The 15,752-nt window shown below is 61.6% G+C and carries 19 protein-coding genes; 18 read left to right on the top strand and 1 reads right to left on the bottom strand.

Annotated elements, in window-relative coordinates; translation table 11 throughout:
- Positions 1-39: 39 nt before the first annotated feature.
- The 4 genes from yajC (at position 40) to J3A71_RS24640 (ending at position 3,883) form a co-directional block, all read left to right on the top strand.
- Positions 40-375, top strand: a complete 336-nt coding sequence (gene yajC / locus J3A71_RS24655; RefSeq protein WP_016484964.1) for a preprotein translocase subunit YajC — start codon at positions 40-42, stop codon at positions 373-375.
- Positions 376-438: 63 nt separating this feature from the next.
- On the top strand, positions 439-2,301 hold the full coding sequence (secD, locus tag J3A71_RS24650; RefSeq protein WP_016484965.1) for a protein translocase subunit SecD: 1,863 nt from the start codon (positions 439-441) through the stop codon (positions 2,299-2,301).
- Positions 2,302-2,311: 10 nt separating this feature from the next.
- On the top strand, positions 2,312-3,220 hold the full coding sequence (gene secF / locus J3A71_RS24645) for a protein translocase subunit SecF (protein ID WP_016484966.1): 909 nt from the start codon (positions 2,312-2,314) through the stop codon (positions 3,218-3,220).
- A 120-nt stretch (positions 3,221-3,340) separates the two neighbouring features.
- Positions 3,341-3,883 (top strand): glycine zipper 2TM domain-containing protein, encoded by a 543-nt coding sequence (locus J3A71_RS24640; protein WP_016501403.1) that lies wholly within the window; start codon positions 3,341-3,343, stop codon positions 3,881-3,883.
- Between the two features lie 168 nt (positions 3,884-4,051).
- Here J3A71_RS24640 and suhB read toward each other — a convergent pair whose 3' ends face one another.
- The gene (gene suhB / locus J3A71_RS24635; protein WP_019472646.1) at positions 4,052-4,870 is read right to left on the bottom strand and encodes an inositol-phosphate phosphatase; all 819 of its coding nucleotides are present in this window, start codon (positions 4,868-4,870) and stop codon (positions 4,052-4,054) included.
- 151 nt (positions 4,871-5,021) lie between these two features.
- Between suhB and trmJ the strand changes: the two genes are divergently transcribed.
- The 14 genes from trmJ to J3A71_RS24565 all read left to right on the top strand — a co-directional run bounded on the left by trmJ (position 5,022) and on the right by J3A71_RS24565 (position 15,750).
- A complete protein-coding gene (gene trmJ, locus J3A71_RS24630) occupies positions 5,022-5,777 on the top strand; it encodes a tRNA (cytosine(32)/uridine(32)-2'-O)-methyltransferase TrmJ (protein WP_023049495.1) in 756 nt (251 codons plus the stop codon).
- A gap of 3 nt (positions 5,778-5,780) precedes the next feature.
- Entirely contained in the window at positions 5,781-6,566 is a 786-nt protein-coding gene (cysE, locus tag J3A71_RS24625) for a serine O-acetyltransferase (protein ID WP_016484970.1), read from the top strand.
- A gap of 178 nt (positions 6,567-6,744) precedes the next feature.
- On the top strand, positions 6,745-7,236 hold the full coding sequence (iscR, locus tag J3A71_RS24620; protein ID WP_008092572.1) for a Fe-S cluster assembly transcriptional regulator IscR: 492 nt from the start codon (positions 6,745-6,747) through the stop codon (positions 7,234-7,236).
- Between the two features lie 46 nt (positions 7,237-7,282).
- A complete protein-coding gene (locus tag J3A71_RS24615; protein ID WP_016484971.1) occupies positions 7,283-8,497 on the top strand; it encodes an IscS subfamily cysteine desulfurase in 1,215 nt (404 codons plus the stop codon).
- A 46-nt stretch (positions 8,498-8,543) separates the two neighbouring features.
- On the top strand, positions 8,544-8,930 hold the full coding sequence (gene iscU / locus J3A71_RS24610) for a Fe-S cluster assembly scaffold IscU (RefSeq protein WP_003248539.1): 387 nt from the start codon (positions 8,544-8,546) through the stop codon (positions 8,928-8,930).
- Positions 8,931-8,958: 28 nt separating this feature from the next.
- Positions 8,959-9,282: an iron-sulfur cluster assembly protein IscA gene (gene iscA, locus J3A71_RS24605; RefSeq protein ID WP_003248536.1), complete on the top strand. Its 324-nt coding sequence runs from the start codon at positions 8,959-8,961 to the stop codon at positions 9,280-9,282.
- Between the two features lie 8 nt (positions 9,283-9,290).
- The gene (gene hscB, locus J3A71_RS24600) at positions 9,291-9,812 is read left to right on the top strand and encodes a co-chaperone HscB (RefSeq protein WP_016484972.1); all 522 of its coding nucleotides are present in this window, start codon (positions 9,291-9,293) and stop codon (positions 9,810-9,812) included.
- Between the two features lie 42 nt (positions 9,813-9,854).
- A complete protein-coding gene (gene hscA, locus J3A71_RS24595; protein WP_016484973.1) occupies positions 9,855-11,717 on the top strand; it encodes a Fe-S protein assembly chaperone HscA in 1,863 nt (620 codons plus the stop codon).
- 3 nt (positions 11,718-11,720) lie between these two features.
- Complete coding sequence (gene fdx, locus J3A71_RS24590) at positions 11,721-12,062, top strand: ISC system 2Fe-2S type ferredoxin (protein ID WP_016484974.1); 342 nt, start codon at positions 11,721-11,723, stop codon at positions 12,060-12,062.
- 10 nt (positions 12,063-12,072) lie between these two features.
- Entirely contained in the window at positions 12,073-12,273 is a 201-nt protein-coding gene (gene iscX, locus J3A71_RS24585; protein ID WP_016484975.1) for a Fe-S cluster assembly protein IscX, read from the top strand.
- 88 nt (positions 12,274-12,361) lie between these two features.
- The gene (gene ndk, locus J3A71_RS24580) at positions 12,362-12,787 is read left to right on the top strand and encodes a nucleoside-diphosphate kinase (protein WP_209953418.1); all 426 of its coding nucleotides are present in this window, start codon (positions 12,362-12,364) and stop codon (positions 12,785-12,787) included.
- Between the two features lie 28 nt (positions 12,788-12,815).
- On the top strand, positions 12,816-13,961 hold the full coding sequence (gene rlmN, locus J3A71_RS24575; RefSeq protein WP_016484976.1) for a 23S rRNA (adenine(2503)-C(2))-methyltransferase RlmN: 1,146 nt from the start codon (positions 12,816-12,818) through the stop codon (positions 13,959-13,961).
- A 14-nt stretch (positions 13,962-13,975) separates the two neighbouring features.
- Complete coding sequence (gene pilW, locus J3A71_RS24570; protein ID WP_102689335.1) at positions 13,976-14,737, top strand: type IV pilus biogenesis/stability protein PilW; 762 nt, start codon at positions 13,976-13,978, stop codon at positions 14,735-14,737.
- Positions 14,734-15,750 carry a RodZ domain-containing protein gene (locus J3A71_RS24565; protein ID WP_016484978.1) on the top strand — a complete coding sequence of 339 codons (1,017 nt, stop codon included), beginning with the start codon at positions 14,734-14,736 and terminating at the stop codon, positions 15,748-15,750. Before pilW ends, J3A71_RS24565 begins: the two co-directional genes overlap by 4 nt.
- Positions 15,751-15,752 lie beyond the last annotated feature (2 nt).

The following is a 15,752-nucleotide window of genomic DNA, read 5'->3' as shown; positions in this document are numbered from 1 at the left end:
TCTGCATCCATTATTAGAAAATTACATTAGGAGTGCCCAATGAGCTTCTTCATCCCCGCCGCATACGCGGACGCTGCAGCACCTGCCGCTGGCCCAGCCGGTACCGGCTTCGAGTGGATTTTCCTGGTCGGTTTCCTGGTCATCTTCTACCTGATGATCTGGCGCCCTCAGGCCAAGCGCGCCAAAGAGCAGAAGAACCTGCTCGGCAACTTGCAGAAAGGTGACGAAGTTGTCACCAACGGCGGCATCGCCGGCAAGATCGTCAAGGTTTCCGATGATTTCGTGGTGCTGGAAGTCTCCGACACTGTCGAGCTGAAGTTCCAGAAGGGCGCCATCGCGGCCACCCTGCCAAAAGGTACGCTCAAGGCTATCTGAGTTACCGGTTTTATTTTCCAGTCGGGGCGCGCAACGCGCCCCGCGTCTTGAACGGGCGGCGTGATGCTGAACAAATACCCTCTGTGGAAATATGCACTGATCGTGCTGGTACTGGTGGTCGGTTTCATTTATTCCGCTCCTAACCTCTACCCGGATGACCCGGCGGTGCAGATCAGCGGTGCCAGTTCGGCGCTGCAGGTAAACCAGGCCGACCTCGATCGCGTCAGCAAGGCGCTGCTCGATGCCAAGATCGCCGTCAAGGGCGCGAGCCTGGGTGAGAAGGGCAGCGGGCTGATTCGCCTGACCAACCAGGAAGACCAGCTGCCAGCCAAGGATGTCGTGCGCAAGGCACTGGGCGATGATTATGTCGTGGCCCTGAACCTGGCCCAGACTACCCCGCAATGGCTGCGCAACCTGGGTGCGAGCCCGATGAAACTGGGCCTGGACCTGTCCGGTGGTGTGCACTTCCTGCTGGAAGTGGACATGGACAAGGCCATGACGGCCCGCATGAAAGTCTACGAAGGCGAGGTCAAGACCTTGCTGCGTAAAGAGCGCGTCCGCTACCGCAGCCTGCCCCAGCAGGATGGCGGCATCATGCTGGGCTTTGCTGACGATGCAACCCGCGAACAGGCACGTGCCCTGATCCGCAAGAATTTCAATGATTTCGACCTGACCACCACCGAGCGCAACGACCTCGCCGTGCTGCGTCTGGCGCTGACTCAGGCAAAAGTTGCCGAGATCCGCGAATACTCGATCAAGCAGAACCTCACCACCGTCCGCAACCGTGTCAACGAGCTGGGCGTGGCTGAACCCCTGGTACAGCGCCAGGGCGCCAACCGTATCGTGGTCGAGCTGCCAGGCGTGCAGGACACTGCCGAAGCCAAGCGTATTCTCGGTAAAACTGCCAACCTGGAGTTCCGCTTTGGTGCCGAACCGGGTGCGTCCAAGGCCACGACCGAAGTGTTCGAATTCCGTGAAGGCGGTCGTTCTGCCCCGGTCGAGCGCGGCCTGATCATCACCGGTGACCAGGTAACCGACGCCCAGGCCAGCTTTGACGAGCACGGCCGCCCACAAGTGAACATCCGCCTGGATGGCCACGGTGGCGAGCTGATGAGCCGTGCTACCCGTAGCAACGTTGGCCGCAGCATGGCGGTGATCTTCATCGAGCAGAAGCCGGTGACCCGCTATGTGAAGCAGACCGTCGACGGCGTCGAGAAAGACGTTGCCGTACAAAGCTTCGTGGAAGAGAAGAAGATCATCAGCCTGGCGACCATCCAGTCGCCGCTGGGCAGCCAGTTCCGCATTACTGGCCTGAATGGCCAGGGCGAATCGTCCGAGCTGGCCCTGCTGCTGCGTGCCGGTGGTCTGGCCGCGCCGATGTACTTCGCCGAAGAACGTACCATTGGCCCAAGCCTGGGTGCCGACAACATCACCAAGGGTATCGATGCTTCGCTGTGGGGCATGCTGTTCGTCTCGCTGTTCATCATCGCCATCTACCGCGGCTTTGGCGTCATTGCCACCATCGCCCTGGCGGGCAACATGGTATTGCTGCTGGCGCTGATGTCGCTGCTGGGCGCTACCCTGACGCTGCCGGGTATTGCCGGTATCGTGTTGACCATGGGTATGGCGGTGGACGCCAACGTGCTGATCTTCTCGCGTATCCGCGAAGAGCTGAAAGCCGGCATGTCGGTACAGCGCGCCATCCACGAAGGCTTCAACCGCGCCTACACCGCGATCATCGACGCCAACCTGACCAGCCTGCTGGTCGGCGGCATCCTGTTCGCCATGGGTACCGGCCCGGTCAAAGGCTTTGCGGTTACCATGTCCCTCGGGATTTTCACCTCGATGTTCACCGCCGTCATGGTGACCCGTGCAATGGTCAACCTGACCTGCGGCGGGCGTGACATCAAGAAGCTGTGGGTTTGAGGGAGCTGCGATGAAAACCATCAACTTCATGGGCGTGCGCAATGTTGCGTTCGCCATTACCGTGCTCCTCACCGTACTGGCGCTGTTCAGCTGGTGGCAGAAGGGTCTCAACTTTGGCCTGGACTTCACCGGTGGTACGCTGATCGAGCTGACTTACGAGCGCCCGGCCGACCTCAAGGCGGTGCGTGCCGAGCTGGTCGATTCCGGCTTCCACGAGGCCGTGGTGCAGAGCTTTGGCGCTACCACCGACCTGCTGGTGCGTATGCCGGGCGACGACCCGCAGCTGGGTAACAAGGTGGCCGCTGCCTTGCAGAAGGCCGGCGGCGACAACCCGGCTACCCTCAAGCGTGTCGAGTTCGTAGGCCCGCAGGTGGGTGAAGAGCTGCGCGACCAGGGCGGCATGGGCATGCTCATGGCCTTGGGCGGCATCCTTATCTACCTGGCCTTCCGCTTCCAGTGGAAGTTCGCCGTGGGTGCGATCGTTTCGCTGATCCACGACGTGGTGGTTACCCTGGGTATCCTGTCGTTCTTCCAGATTACCTTCGACCTGACGGTGCTGGCGGCGGTGCTGGCGATCATCGGCTACTCGCTGAACGATACCATCGTCGTGTTCGACCGGGTGCGTGAGAACTTCCGCGTCATGCGCAAGGCCTCGCTGATCGAGAACATCAACGTTTCGACCACCCAGACACTGCTGCGCACCATCGCCACTTCGGTTTCGACCTTGCTGGCCATTGCCGCGCTGCTGTTCTTCGGTGGCGACAACCTGTTCGGCTTCTCGCTGGCCCTGTTCATCGGTGTCATGGCCGGTACCTACTCGTCGATCTACATCGCCAACGTGGTACTGATCTGGCTGAACCTGAACAGCGAAGACCTGATCCCTCCAGTCAAGGCTGAAGGTGTGGACGAGCGTCCGTAAGGCCTTTCCCTGCGCCGTACGGCGACCAAAAGGCGCGAGTGTTGAACTCGCGCCTTTTTTTTTGCTCCAAGGCTGGGAGAAGCGCGGGTTGAGACCCGCTGGTACGATCAGGAGGTTCACGTGAACAAATCAATGCTGGTGGGTGCGGTGCTGGGTGCTGTCGGTGTAACTGCCGGAGGTGCTGTGGCGACCTACAGCTTGGTGAACAAAGGCCCCGAAGTCGCCCAGGTGACGGACGTGCAGCCGATCAAGCAGCAGGTGAAAACCCCGCGTGAAGTGTGCAAGGACGTGGCCGTGACGCGTCAGGCGCCGGTCAAGGACCAGCACCAGATTGCCGGTACCGTGGTCGGTGCGCTGGCAGGTGGCTTGCTGGGTAACCAGATTGGCGGTGGTACCGGCAAGAAGATCGCTACCGTGGCCGGTGCGGTCGGTGGTGGTTATGCCGGTAACAAGGTTCAAGAAGGCATGCAGCAGCGTGACACCTATACCACCACACAAACACGCTGCAACACGGTCAACGACATCAGCGAGAAGGTGGTGGGTTACAACGTGACCTACTCCATCGGTGATCAGGTAGGCAAGGTGAAGATGGACCGCGAGCCAGGGGCGACCATTCCTCTGGACAAGAATGGCAAGTTGATCCTGAGCGAAGCTGCCCAGTGATCGATGTCGCCTGAGCCGGCCTCTTCGCGGGTAAACCCGCTCCCACACAGGTAATGCGATCCCTGTGGGAGCGGGTTTACCCGCGAAGAGGCCGGCTCAGGCAATGCGAAGCTGTCAGGTATAAAAAAAGCACCCGAGGGGTGCTTTTGGCTTTCTGGCAATCCGCGCTTAGCGCTTCATGCTTTCCGGCAGGTGTGGCTGGATAGCGGTCAGTACGGCCTTGAAGCACTTGATGTTGCCTGCAACGATGTGGCCTTTGTCGAGGAAGTCGTGGCCACCGTTGAAGTCGCTCACCAGGCCACCGGCTTCCTGGATCAGCAGCACGCCGGCTGCCATGTCCCACTCGGCCAGGCCCGACTCCCAGAAGGCGTCGAAACGGCCAGCGGCCACATAGGCCAGGTCCAGGCTGGCGGAGCCGGCGCGGCGGATGCCGGCGGTCTGGCCAGTCAGGGCGCGGAACATGCCCAGGTAGTTGTCCATGTCGGCCATCTGGCCATCACGGAACGGGAAGCCCGTACCCAGCAGGGCGCCTTCCAGGCTGGTGCGCGAGCTTACACGCAGGCGGCGGCCATTGAGCTGGGCGCCACGGCCGCGGCTGGCGGTGAATTCTTCCTGGCGTACGGGGTCGAGCACCACGGCGTGCTCAAGGCGGCCACGGTATTTGCAGGCGATGCTGACGGCAAAGTGGGGAATGCCGCGAAGGAAGTTGGTGGTGCCGTCCAGTGGGTCGATGATCCACAGGTAGTCTTTACCTTCTTCGCCGGTGCCCGCGTGCATGCCCGTCTCTTCACCCTGGATGGAGTGGTTCGGGTAGGCCTTGCGCAGCGCGTCGACGATCTTCTGCTCGGCGGCACGATCAACCTCGGAAACGTAGTCCTTAGCCTCTTTCTCGTCCACCTTGATGCTATCCAGGCGTTCGATGGAGCGGAAAATCAGTTCACTGGCGCTGCGAGCGGCGCGCAGGGCGATATTCAGCATAGGCTGCATGGGCGGGTCACCTGGAGATGTTAAAGAAGAAAGCCGATCATTCTAGCAGAAAACTTTGTCGGCAGAAGTGTCACATTTGCTTTCATGGCGTTACGTCTGTCGGTTCTGTAAGATCGGATGCCCTGATTCCTGCATCTGTGAGCACAACACCTTGCTGCAAAATATTCGTGTTGTTCTGGTCAATACCAGCCACCCCGGCAACATCGGCGGCGCTGCGCGTGCCATGAAAAACATGGGCTTGTCGCGCCTGGTGCTGGTACAGCCGAAAGAATTCCCCGCCCTGGATGCCAGTGCCCGCGCCTCGGGTGCCGACGACGTGCTGGATAACGCCCAGGTGGTCGACAGCCTTGAACAGGCGCTGGTCGGCTGTAACCTGGTGATGGGGACCAGCGCCCGTGAGCGCAGCATCCCGTGGCCGTTGATTGGCCCGCGCGAGTGCGGGGCCAAGGCGGTGGAGCATGCCAAGGGTGGTGAAGAGATCGCCCTGGTGTTCGGGCGTGAACACGCCGGCCTGACCAACGAAGAACTGCAGCGATGTCACTTCCACGTGCACATTCCCTCCAACCCCGACTTCAGCTCGCTGAACCTTGCGGCCGCTGTCCAGGTGCTCTCTTACGAGGTGCGCATGGCCTGGCTGGCCGCCGGCGAAGCGCCGGGCAAAGTCGAGAAGGTTGACGCCAGCGAGCTGGCGACGATGGACGAAATGGAGCTGTTCTACGACCACCTGGAGAAAACCCTGGTGGGCATCGGCTTCCTCGACCCCGAAAAGCCCAAGCACCTGATGCCGCGCTTGCGCCGGCTTTATGGGCGGGTGGCGGTCGAGCGTTCGGAAATGAGCATTTTGCGCGGCATCCTCACCGAGACCCAGAAAGTGGTCCGGGGCGAGCCGCATAAACGGAAGGACTGACAGATGTTCGAACGCCTGCGTGAAGATATTCAAAGCGTATTCCACCGTGACCCGGCTGCGCGCAATGCCTTCGAGGTGCTCACCTGCTACCCGGGTATGCATGCCATCTGGCTGCACCGCCTGGGCAATGCCCTGTGGAAGCGTGATTTCAAGTGGCTGGCCCGGCTGGTGTCCAACTTCGGGCGCTGGCTGACCGGTATCGAGATCCACCCCGGTGCCACAATCGGCCGGCGTTTCTTCATTGACCACGGCATGGGTATCGTCATCGGCGAAACCGCCGAGATCGGCGATGACGTCACCCTTTACCAGGGCGTGACCCTGGGCGGTACCAGCTGGAATAAAGGCAAGCGCCATCCTACCCTGGAGAACGGCGTGGTGGTGGGGGCGGGGGCCAAGGTGCTGGGCCCGTTCACCGTCGGCGCCGGGGCCAAGATCGGCTCCAACGCGGTGGTGACCAAGGCGGTACCGCCCGGCGCTACGGCGGTGGGTATCCCGGGGCGCATCATCGTCAAGAGCGAGGACACCGAAGTCGAGGCCAAGCGCAAGGCCATGGCCGAGAAGATAGGCTTCGATGCCTACGGTGTCAGTGGTGACATGCCCGACCCGGTGGCGCGTGCCATCGGCCAGATGCTCGATCATCTACAGGCGGTCGACGAGCGGCTGGAGGGCATGTGTGGCGCCCTGACCAAGATGGGTAGCGATTACTGCGCCAAGGAGCTGCCCGCGCTGCCGGAAGATGATTTCACCGAGGTTGCCCAGGTGGTCCAGCGCGACACTCAGTCGCATTGATTACGCCGCACTGAACCCATGGTGACATACGGGGCGTGTGCTCACGCCCCTCGTCTGCTACAATCGCGCCCGCCTCCCTGATGCAAACCCGACTAAAGCAGTAGGTCTAATAGTTGACTTAAATGCTCGGGAATCGCATACTCGACACATCCCGAAACTCCCGTGGTACCCAATAGCCATGCGACTGACTACCAAAGGCCGATACGCCGTGACTGCCATGCTTGACCTGGCGTTGCACGCGCAGCATGGGCCGGTGTCTTTGGCCGACATTTCCGAGCGCCAGGGCATATCCCTCTCTTATCTGGAACAGCTGTTCGCCAAGCTGCGCCGTAGCAGCCTGGTTTCCAGTGTGCGCGGTCCAGGCGGTGGCTACCAGCTGTCGCGGGGCATGGAAACCATCCAGGTGGCCCAGGTCATCGATGCGGTCAATGAATCGGTCGATGCTACCCGGTGCCAGGGCCTTGGGGACTGCCATGCCGGTGATACCTGCCTGACTCACCACCTGTGGTGCGACCTCAGCCAGCAGATCCATGAATTCCTCAGCGGCATCAGCCTGGCCGACCTCGTCATGCGCCGTGAGGTGCAGGAAGTTGCCCAGCGCCAGGACCTGCGTCGTGTCGCAGGCCGAACCGCCCAGCTGGACAAGATTGAGACGTCAGCCGTCGATTGATCCCCCTGGGACGACGAGCGACGCCACCGCCTGATAGGAGAGACAAATGAAGTTGCCGATCTACCTCGATTACTCTGCGACCACCCCGGTCGACCCACGTGTGGCCCAGAAAATGGCCGACTGCCTGCTGGTCGACGGGAACTTCGGTAACCCGGCTTCGCGCTCCCACGTCTTCGGCTGGAAAGCCGAGGAAGCGGTCGAGAACGGCCGTCGTCAGGTTGCCGAACTGATCAACGCCGATCCGCGCGAAATCGTCTGGACCAGCGGTGCCACCGAGTCCGACAACCTCGCACTCAAGGGTGTCGCGCACTTCTATCAGACCAAGGGCAAGCACATCATCACCTCCAAGATCGAGCACAAGGCGGTCCTGGATACTGCTCGCCAGCTGGAGCGTGAAGGTTTCGAAGTGACCTACCTGGAACCGGGCGAAGACGGCATCGTCACCCCGGCCATGGTAGAAGCGGTGCTGCGCGACGACACCATCCTGGTCTCGCTGATGCACGTGAACAACGAAGTCGGCTCGATCAACGACATCGCCGCCATCGGTGAACTGACCCGCGCACGCGGCGTCCTGTTCCACGTCGACGCTGCCCAGTCGGCCGGCAAGGTCGAAATCGACCTGCAAAAGCTGAAAGTCGACCTGATGTCGTTCTCGGCGCACAAGGCCTACGGCCCGAAAGGCATCGGCGCGCTGTATGTCAGCCGCAAGCCGCGTGTACGCCTTGAAGCCATCATTCACGGCGGTGGCCATGAGCGCGGCATGCGTTCGGGCACCCTGCCAACCCACCAGATTGTCGGCATGGGCGAAGCTTTCGCCATCGCCAAGCAGGAAATGGCCGCCGAAAACGTGCGCATCAAGGCCCTGAGCGACCGCTTCTTCAAGCAGGTTTCGGACCTTGAAGAGCTGTACGTCAATGGCAGCAAGACCGCCCGCGTGCCGCACAACCTGAACCTGAGCTTCAACTACGTCGAAGGCGAATCGCTGCTGATGTCGCTGAAGGACATCGCCGTATCGTCCGGTTCGGCCTGCACCTCCGCATCGCTCGAACCGTCCTACGTACTGCGCGCTCTGGGCCGCAACGACGAGCTGGCGCACAGCTCGATCCGCTTCTCCTTCGGCCGTTTCACCACCGAAGAAGAAGTCGACTATGCCGCGCAGAAAGTCTGCGAGGCCGTCAACAAACTGCGTGAGCTGTCGCCGCTGTGGGACATGTACAAAGACGGCGTTGACATCTCCAAGATCGAGTGGGCCGCCCACTAAGCAGTCGCCGGCAAGAGCGGCTCCCTGATGAGGAAGGAATTGCACCATGGCATACAGTGAAAAGGTCATCGACCACTACGAAAACCCGCGCAACGTCGGCAAGATGAATGCCGAAGACCCGGACGTTGGCACCGGCATGGTCGGCGCCCCGGCTTGCGGCGACGTTATGCGCCTGCAGATCAAGGTCAACGAGCAGGGCGTTATTGAAGACGCCAAGTTCAAGACCTACGGCTGCGGTTCGGCCATCGCTTCCAGCTCCCTCGCCACCGAGTGGATGAAGGGCAAGACCCTGGACGAAGCCGAAACCATCAAGAACACCCAGCTGGCTGAAGAACTGGCGTTGCCGCCGGTCAAGATCCACTGCTCGGTACTCGCCGAAGATGCCATCAAGGCAGCTGTACGCGATTACAAGCAGAAGAAAGGCTTGATCTAAGTCGCCTGTTGCGAGGTAAGGAGTCCTGATGGCTATCAGCATGACAGAAGCCGCCGCCAACCACATTCGCCGTTCCCTTGACGGGCGCGGCAAAGGTGAGGGCATTCGCCTGGGCGTGCGCACCACCGGTTGCTCGGGTCTGGCCTACGTGCTGGAGTTCGTCGACGAACTGGCGGATGAAGACCAGGTGTTCGAGAACCACGGCGTAAAGGTGATCATCGATCCCAAGAGCCTGGTCTACCTCGATGGCACCGAGCTGGATTTCGTCAAGGAAGGGTTGAACGAAGGCTTCAAGTTCAACAACCCCAACGTGCGCGGTGAGTGTGGCTGCGGCGAAAGCTTCAACGTTTGAGGCTGGCTGTGGGTACTCCTTGTCATTACGCATTGTTTGACCTCCAGCCAAGCTTCCGCCTGGATCTGGACAAGCTGGCCACTCGCTATCGCGAGCTGGCCCGCGAAGTCCATCCTGATCGCTTTGCCGACGCCTCCGAGCGTGAGCAGCGCGTAGCGCTGGAAAAGTCCGCAGCCCTCAACGACGCCTACCAGACCCTGCGCAGTGCGCCGCGTCGGGCCCGCTATTTGCTGGCCATCAGCGGCCACGAAGTGCCTCAGGAAGTCACGGTCCATGACCCAGAATTCCTGTTGCAGCAAATGCAGTGGCGTGAAGAGCTCGAAGAGTTGCAGGACGAAGCCGACCTTGACGGTGTCGGCGTGTTCAAGAAGCGCCTGAAGGCCGCCCAGGACACGCTGAACGAGGACTTTGCCGCCTGCTGGGATGCCCCAGGCGAGCGCGACAAGGCCGAGCGCCTGATGCGCCGCATGCAGTTCCTCGACAAGCTCGCCCAAGAAGTGCGCCAGCTGGAAGAGCGCCTCGACGATTAACCCGGTGCTGCCCGTGATGGCACCTAAGGTATTCAGATAAGCATGGCCCTACTGCAGATTGCCGAACCCGGTCAAAGCCCTCAGCCGCACCAGCGCCGCCTGGCGGTGGGGATCGACCTGGGTACCACCAACTCTCTGGTCGCCGCGTTACGCAGCGGCCGTAGCGAGCCCCTGCCCGACGCGCAGGGTAACGTGATTCTGCCGTCCGCGGTGCGCTACCTCGAAGGGCGCAACGAAGTGGGGCAGGCCGCGCGTGATGCCGCTTCCAGTGACCCGCTGAACACCGTGCTGTCGGTCAAGCGCCTGATGGGGCGCGGTCTGGCCGACGTCAAGCAATTGGGCGAGCAGCTGCCATACCGCTTTGTCGGCGGCGAGTCGCACATGCCGTTCATCGACACCGTGCAGGGGCCGAAAAGCCCGGTGGAAGTGTCCGCTGATATCCTTAAAGTGCTGCGCGAGCGCGCCGAAGCGACCCTGGGTGGCGAGCTGGTTGGTGCGGTGATTACCGTGCCGGCCTATTTCGACGATGCCCAGCGCCAGGCCACCAAGGACGCTGCGCGCCTGGCTGGCCTGAACGTGCTGCGCCTGCTCAACGAACCAACCGCAGCCGCCGTGGCCTATGGTCTGGACCAGAACGCCGAAGGCGTGGTGGCCATCTATGACCTGGGTGGTGGTACCTTCGATATTTCCATCCTGCGCCTGACCGCTGGCGTATTCGAAGTGCTGGCTACCGGTGGCGATACCGCCCTGGGCGGTGACGATTTCGACCACGCCATTGCCGGCTGGATCATCGAGCAGGCTGGCCTGTCGTCCGACCTGGACCCAGCCACTCAGCGTGAGTTGCTGCAAACCGCCTGCGCTGCCAAGGAAGCCCTGACCGACGCCGACGTGGTCAGCGTCAGCCATGGCAGCTGGCAGGGCGAACTGAGCCGCACGGCCTTCGAAGCCATGATAGAGCCATTGGTTGCCCGCAGCCTCAAGGCTTGCCGTCGCGCTGTGCGCGACAGTGGCGTCGAGCTCGAAGAAGTCAGTGCCGTGGTCATGGTCGGTGGTTCGACCCGTGTGCCGCGGGTGCGTGAAGCCGTGGGCGCGCTGTTTGGTCGCGCCCCGATGACTTCGATCGACCCTGATCAGGTTGTGGCCATTGGTGCCGCCATCCAGGCCGATACCCTGGCCGGCAACCGCCGCGAAGGTGGCGAACTGTTGCTGCTTGATGTCATTCCGCTGTCGCTCGGTCTTGAGACCATGGGTGGACTGATGGAAAAGGTGATCCCGCGCAACACCACCATTCCGGTGGCCCGTGCACAGGAGTTCACGACGTATAAAGATGGCCAGTCGGCCATGATGATCCACGTCCTGCAAGGTGAGCGCGAGCTGATCAGCGACTGCCGCTCGCTGGCACGGTTCGAGCTGCGCGGTATCCCGGCGATGGTTGCCGGCGCTGCCAAAATTCGCGTGACCTTCCAGGTGGATGCCGATGGTCTGCTCAGCGTTGCGGCCCGCGAACTGGGTTCGGGCGTGGAAGCAAGCATCCAGGTCAAGCCGTCTTACGGCCTGACCGACGGCGAAATCGCCCGCATGCTCAAGGACTCCTTCGAACACGCAGGTACCGATAAGCAGGCCCGTCAGTTGCGCGAGCACCAGGTGGACGCCGAGCGCCTGCTCGAAGCAGTACAGGGCGCCCTGGACGCCGACGGTGACCGCTTGCTCAGCAGTGACGAGCGCGATGCCATTGCATTCCAGATGCAAGAACTACGTGATTTGCTGAGCGGCACCGATGGCGCAGCCATCGAGCAACAGACCAAGCGTCTGTCGCAGGTGACCGACGCATTTGCCGCCCGTCGCCTTGATTCGACGGTCAAAGCCGCACTGGCCGGGCGCAATCTGAATGAGATCGAGGAGTAACCGATGCCGCTGGTGACATTCCTGCCGCATGAGAAGTTCTGCCCTGAAGGGCTGACCGTGGAGGTCGAGCCGGGGACCAATATCCTGGAACTGGCCCACGACCATCACATCGAGATGGAAAGCGCCTGCGGCGGCGTCAAGGCCTGCACCACTTGCCACTGCATCGTGCGCAAGGGCTTCGATTCCCTCAAAGAGGCCGACGAGCTTGAAGAGGACATGCTGGACAAGGCATGGGGCCTGGAAGCGCAGTCGCGCCTGGGTTGCCAGGTGGTCGTAGGTGATGCAGACCTGACCATCGAGATACCCAAGTATTCGCTCAACCACGCTGCCGAAGCACCGCACTGAGGGCCTGTACATGAGTCTGAAATGGGTTGATGTACTTGAGATCGCAATCCAGCTTGCAGAAAGCAAGCCTGAGGTCGATCCTCGTTATGTGAATTTCGTGGACCTGCACCGTTGGGTGCTGGCATTGCCAGACTTCAGCGACGATCCGTCACGCGGCGGTGAGAAAGTGCTCGAGGCAATCCAGGGCGCCTGGATCGACGAAGCTGACTAAGCGTCACTTGCAGGTTAGGCAATCCCCTGAAACCCGCGTATAATTCGCGGGTTTAATTTTTCGTAACACTCATATTCTGGAGTTTTCCATGGCTGTTCAACGTACTTTCTCGATCATCAAGCCTGACGCAGTTGCCAAGAACGTCATCGGCAAGATCACCACTCGCTTCGAAGAAGCCGGCCTGAAAATCGTTGCCTCGAAAATCAAACAGCTGTCCAAAGCCGAAGCCGAAGGCTTCTACGCTGAGCACAGCGAGCGCGGCTTCTTCGGTGACCTGGTTGCCTTCATGACTTCCGGCCCGGTCGTTGTACAGGTTCTGGAAGGCGAAAACGCCATCGCTCTGAACCGTGAGCTGATGGGCGCTACCAACCCTAAAGAAGCTGCTGCCGGCACCATCCGTGCTGACTTCGCCGAGTCGATCGACGCCAACGCCGTTCACGGTTCGGACTCCGAAGCTGCTGCTGCTCGCGAAATCGCTTACTTCTTCGCTGCTACCGAGGTAACCATTCGCTAAGCGAAAGCTTACGGGTGAGGGTGAATCCATGACGACATCTACTGGCAAAATCAACCTGTTGGGTCTGACCCAGCCGGAAATGGAACAATTCTTCGACTCGATCGGGGAAAAGCGCTTCCGTGCCGGCCAGGTGATGAAATGGATTCACCATTTTGGCGTGTCCGACTTTGCGGCCATGACCAACGTAGGCAAGGCCTTGCGCGAAAAGCTCGAGGCCGTTGCCGAGATTCGCCCACCGGAAGTGGTCAGTGAAGACATTTCCGCCGACGGCACCCGCAAATGGGTGATCCGCGTTGCCTCCGGCAGCTGCGTCGAGACCGTCTATATTCCTACCGACGATCGCGGCACCCTGTGCGTATCGTCGCAAGCCGGCTGTGCCCTGGACTGCAGCTTCTGCTCCACCGGCAAACAGGGCTTCAACAGCAACCTCACTGCCGCTGAAGTCATCGGCCAGGTGTGGCTTGCCAACAAATCCTTCGGGACCGTCCCTGCCAAAGTCGACCGCGCGATCACCAACGTGGTCATGATGGGCATGGGCGAGCCCTTGCTGAACTTCGACAACGTCATTGCCGCCATGAAAATCATGATGGATGACCTGGGCTATGGCATTTCCAAGCGTCGCGTCACCCTGTCCACCTCGGGCGTGGTGCCGATGATCGACGAACTGGCCAAGCACATCGACGTGTCGCTGGCCCTGTCGCTGCACGCGCCGAATGACGAGCTGCGCAACAAGCTGGTACCGATCAACAAGAAGTACCCGCTGAAAGTGCTGCTGGAATCGTGCATGGGCTACATGTCCACCTTGGGTGGCAAGCGCGTGCTCACCGTCGAGTACACCCTGCTCAAGGACGTCAACGACCAGCCTGAGCATGCCGCGCAAATGATCGAGTTGCTGCGCGATGTGCCGTGCAAGATCAACCTGATCCCGTTCAACCCGTTCCCGCATTCGGGCTACGAGCGGCCGAGCAACAACGCCATTCGTCGCTTCCAGGACCTGCTGCACCACGGTGGTTTCAACGTCACCACCCGCACCACCCGTGGTGAGGACATCGATGCCGCCTGTGGCCAGCTGGTCGGCCAGGTCAACGACCGTACCCGTCGCAGTGAGCGCTACATCGCCGTACGCCAGCTTTCCGCGGACGTCGAGCTGCAAGACAGCGCCGCCAGCCACTGACCGGGACCTTGCCCATGAGCCTGCGCGCTGCGCTGTCGATCCTTGCGCTTTCGCTGCTGGCCGGCTGCGTGTCGGGCGGCGCGGGCGACCCCTTGGCCAGCCGCCAGGGCAGGGTGGAAGCGGGGCGGGCTTATGTGCAGCTAGGTCTGGGTTATTTGCAACAGGGTTTGACCGGGCAGGCCAAGGCGCCGCTGGGCAAGGCCCTGGCCCTCGACAGCCGTGATGCCGACGCGCACGCCGCCCTGGCGATGGTGTTCCAGGCCGAAGGCGAGCCGGTGTTGGCCGAAGCGCACTTTCACAAGGCCTTGCTGGCCCGCACTGGCGATACGCGAATTCGCAACAATTACGGCAGTTTCCTTTATGCTCAGGGGCGATTTGCCGAGGCCCAGCAGATGTTTCGCCTCGCCAGTAGCGATACCCTGTATCCTGAGCGCTCACGCGTGTACGAGAACCTGGGCCTGACTGCCCTGAAGCTCGAACGCCGCGACCAGGCGCACGCGTATCTGCTCAAAGCGTTGCAACTCAACCAGCGGCAACCAAAAGCGTTGCTGGAAATGGCTGAGTTGTCCTACGAAAACAGGCATTATGTGCCGGCCCGGGACTACTACGATCGTTTCAGCCAGTTGAGCGACCACGATGCCCGTAGCCTGCTGCTGGGTAGCCGCCTTGCCAGGGTGTTCGACGAGCAGGGCACACTGGCCGAGCTGGGCCAGCAATTACAACGACTTTATCCCGGTACGCCGGAATATCAGCAATACCTGTCGGAGCAACGATGAACGCCGCGCATCCCGAAGTAGCAGTAGCGCCTGGCCAGAACCCCGGTGAGCTTTTGCGCCTGGCCCGTGAGAAACGGGACTGGTCTCAAGCCGAGGTGGCCCGCAAGCTCAACCTCACTGTCAGTTCGTTGAACCATGTGGAAACCGGCGCCTTCGACAAGCTGCCCGGTCATACATTCGCCCGTGGTTATATCCGCGCCTATGCCAAATTGATGGACCTTGACCAGGCCACCCTGGTAGAGGCCTTCGACCGCTACACCGGTACCCACGCCAAAGGCAGCGATGTGCACTCGCTGGGGCGTATCGAAGAGCCAGTACGCCTGTCGCACAATATTCTGCGCGGCGTCAGCCTGCTGTTGTTGGTGGTCGTGGTCGGCGGTGGCTTCGTCTGGTGGCAGGACCAGGGCAGCCTGCGTGGCAAGGACCTGGCCAAGATCGCCCTGGAGCACGTCGAAGTCGAAAGTGCCGACGGCACCACCCAGATTCACCCGCTCGACGAACCTGAAGATCAGGCGGTTACCGCAGGCCAGCAGCCCGAGAGCGCGCCGCTGGCACTGGAGCAGGGCACTGCCGAGCAGCCTGCTGCTGCCGCCGAGCAGGCGCCGGCAAGCCCGGCGCAATTGGCTGCTGCCGCACCCGCCCGGCAGGCGCCTGCGCAATCTGCAGCCAACGTAGCGCCTGCGCCGGTAGCACCAGCTGCACCGGCCGCCGCTGCGCCTGTAGCACCTGCAGCTGCCGTGGCCGCTGCCGAGCCCGCCGCAGTACCGGCAGGCAGCGCCAAGGTCGCCATCCAGTTCACCGCCGATTGCTGGACCCAGGTGTCCGATGGCAACGGCAAGGTGCTGTTCAGCGCCGTCAAGCGCAAGGGGGACAACCTCGAGCTGACCGGCAAACCGCCGTTCGCGGTACGCCTGGGCTTTGCCCGGGGCGCCCAGGTCAGCTACAACGGCCAGGCCGTCGATGTTGCCCCGTTCACCAGTGGCGAGACTGCTCGCCTGAAGTTGGGACAGTAAGT

Source organism: Pseudomonas sp. PvP089, from assembly GCF_017875165.1.
Taxonomy (GTDB): Bacteria; Pseudomonadota; Gammaproteobacteria; order Pseudomonadales; family Pseudomonadaceae; genus Aquipseudomonas; species Aquipseudomonas fortuita.
The sequence above is the reverse complement of the archived record's forward strand: the minus strand, read 5'-3'. Positions and strand labels throughout refer to the sequence as shown.

What these genes read in the sequence shown, in the direction of transcription:
- J3A71_RS24615 (WP_016484971.1), top strand. Translation starts at nt 7,283, where the DNA reads ATGAAGTTGCCGATCTACCTCGATTACTCTGCGACCACCCCGGTCGAC.
- yajC (WP_016484964.1), top strand. Translation starts at nt 40, where the DNA reads ATGAGCTTCTTCATCCCCGCCGCATACGCGGACGCTGCAGCACCTGCC.
- iscX (WP_016484975.1), top strand. Translation starts at nt 12,073, where the DNA reads ATGAGTCTGAAATGGGTTGATGTACTTGAGATCGCAATCCAGCTTGCA.
- pilW (WP_102689335.1), top strand. Translation starts at nt 13,976, where the DNA reads ATGAGCCTGCGCGCTGCGCTGTCGATCCTTGCGCTTTCGCTGCTGGCC.
- secF (WP_016484966.1), top strand. Translation starts at nt 2,312, where the DNA reads ATGAAAACCATCAACTTCATGGGCGTGCGCAATGTTGCGTTCGCCATT.
- fdx (WP_016484974.1), top strand. Translation starts at nt 11,721, where the DNA reads ATGCCGCTGGTGACATTCCTGCCGCATGAGAAGTTCTGCCCTGAAGGG.
- iscR (WP_008092572.1), top strand. Translation starts at nt 6,745, where the DNA reads ATGCGACTGACTACCAAAGGCCGATACGCCGTGACTGCCATGCTTGAC.
- cysE (WP_016484970.1), top strand. Translation starts at nt 5,781, where the DNA reads ATGTTCGAACGCCTGCGTGAAGATATTCAAAGCGTATTCCACCGTGAC.
- suhB (WP_019472646.1), bottom strand. Translation starts at nt 4,870, where the DNA reads ATGCAGCCTATGCTGAATATCGCCCTGCGCGCCGCTCGCAGCGCCAGT.
- iscU (WP_003248539.1), top strand. Translation starts at nt 8,544, where the DNA reads ATGGCATACAGTGAAAAGGTCATCGACCACTACGAAAACCCGCGCAAC.
- J3A71_RS24565 (WP_016484978.1), top strand. Translation starts at nt 14,734, where the DNA reads ATGAACGCCGCGCATCCCGAAGTAGCAGTAGCGCCTGGCCAGAACCCC.
- secD (WP_016484965.1), top strand. Translation starts at nt 439, where the DNA reads ATGCTGAACAAATACCCTCTGTGGAAATATGCACTGATCGTGCTGGTA.
- rlmN (WP_016484976.1), top strand. Translation starts at nt 12,816, where the DNA reads ATGACGACATCTACTGGCAAAATCAACCTGTTGGGTCTGACCCAGCCG.
- ndk (WP_209953418.1), top strand. Translation starts at nt 12,362, where the DNA reads ATGGCTGTTCAACGTACTTTCTCGATCATCAAGCCTGACGCAGTTGCC.
- iscA (WP_003248536.1), top strand. Translation starts at nt 8,959, where the DNA reads ATGGCTATCAGCATGACAGAAGCCGCCGCCAACCACATTCGCCGTTCC.
- hscA (WP_016484973.1), top strand. Translation starts at nt 9,855, where the DNA reads ATGGCCCTACTGCAGATTGCCGAACCCGGTCAAAGCCCTCAGCCGCAC.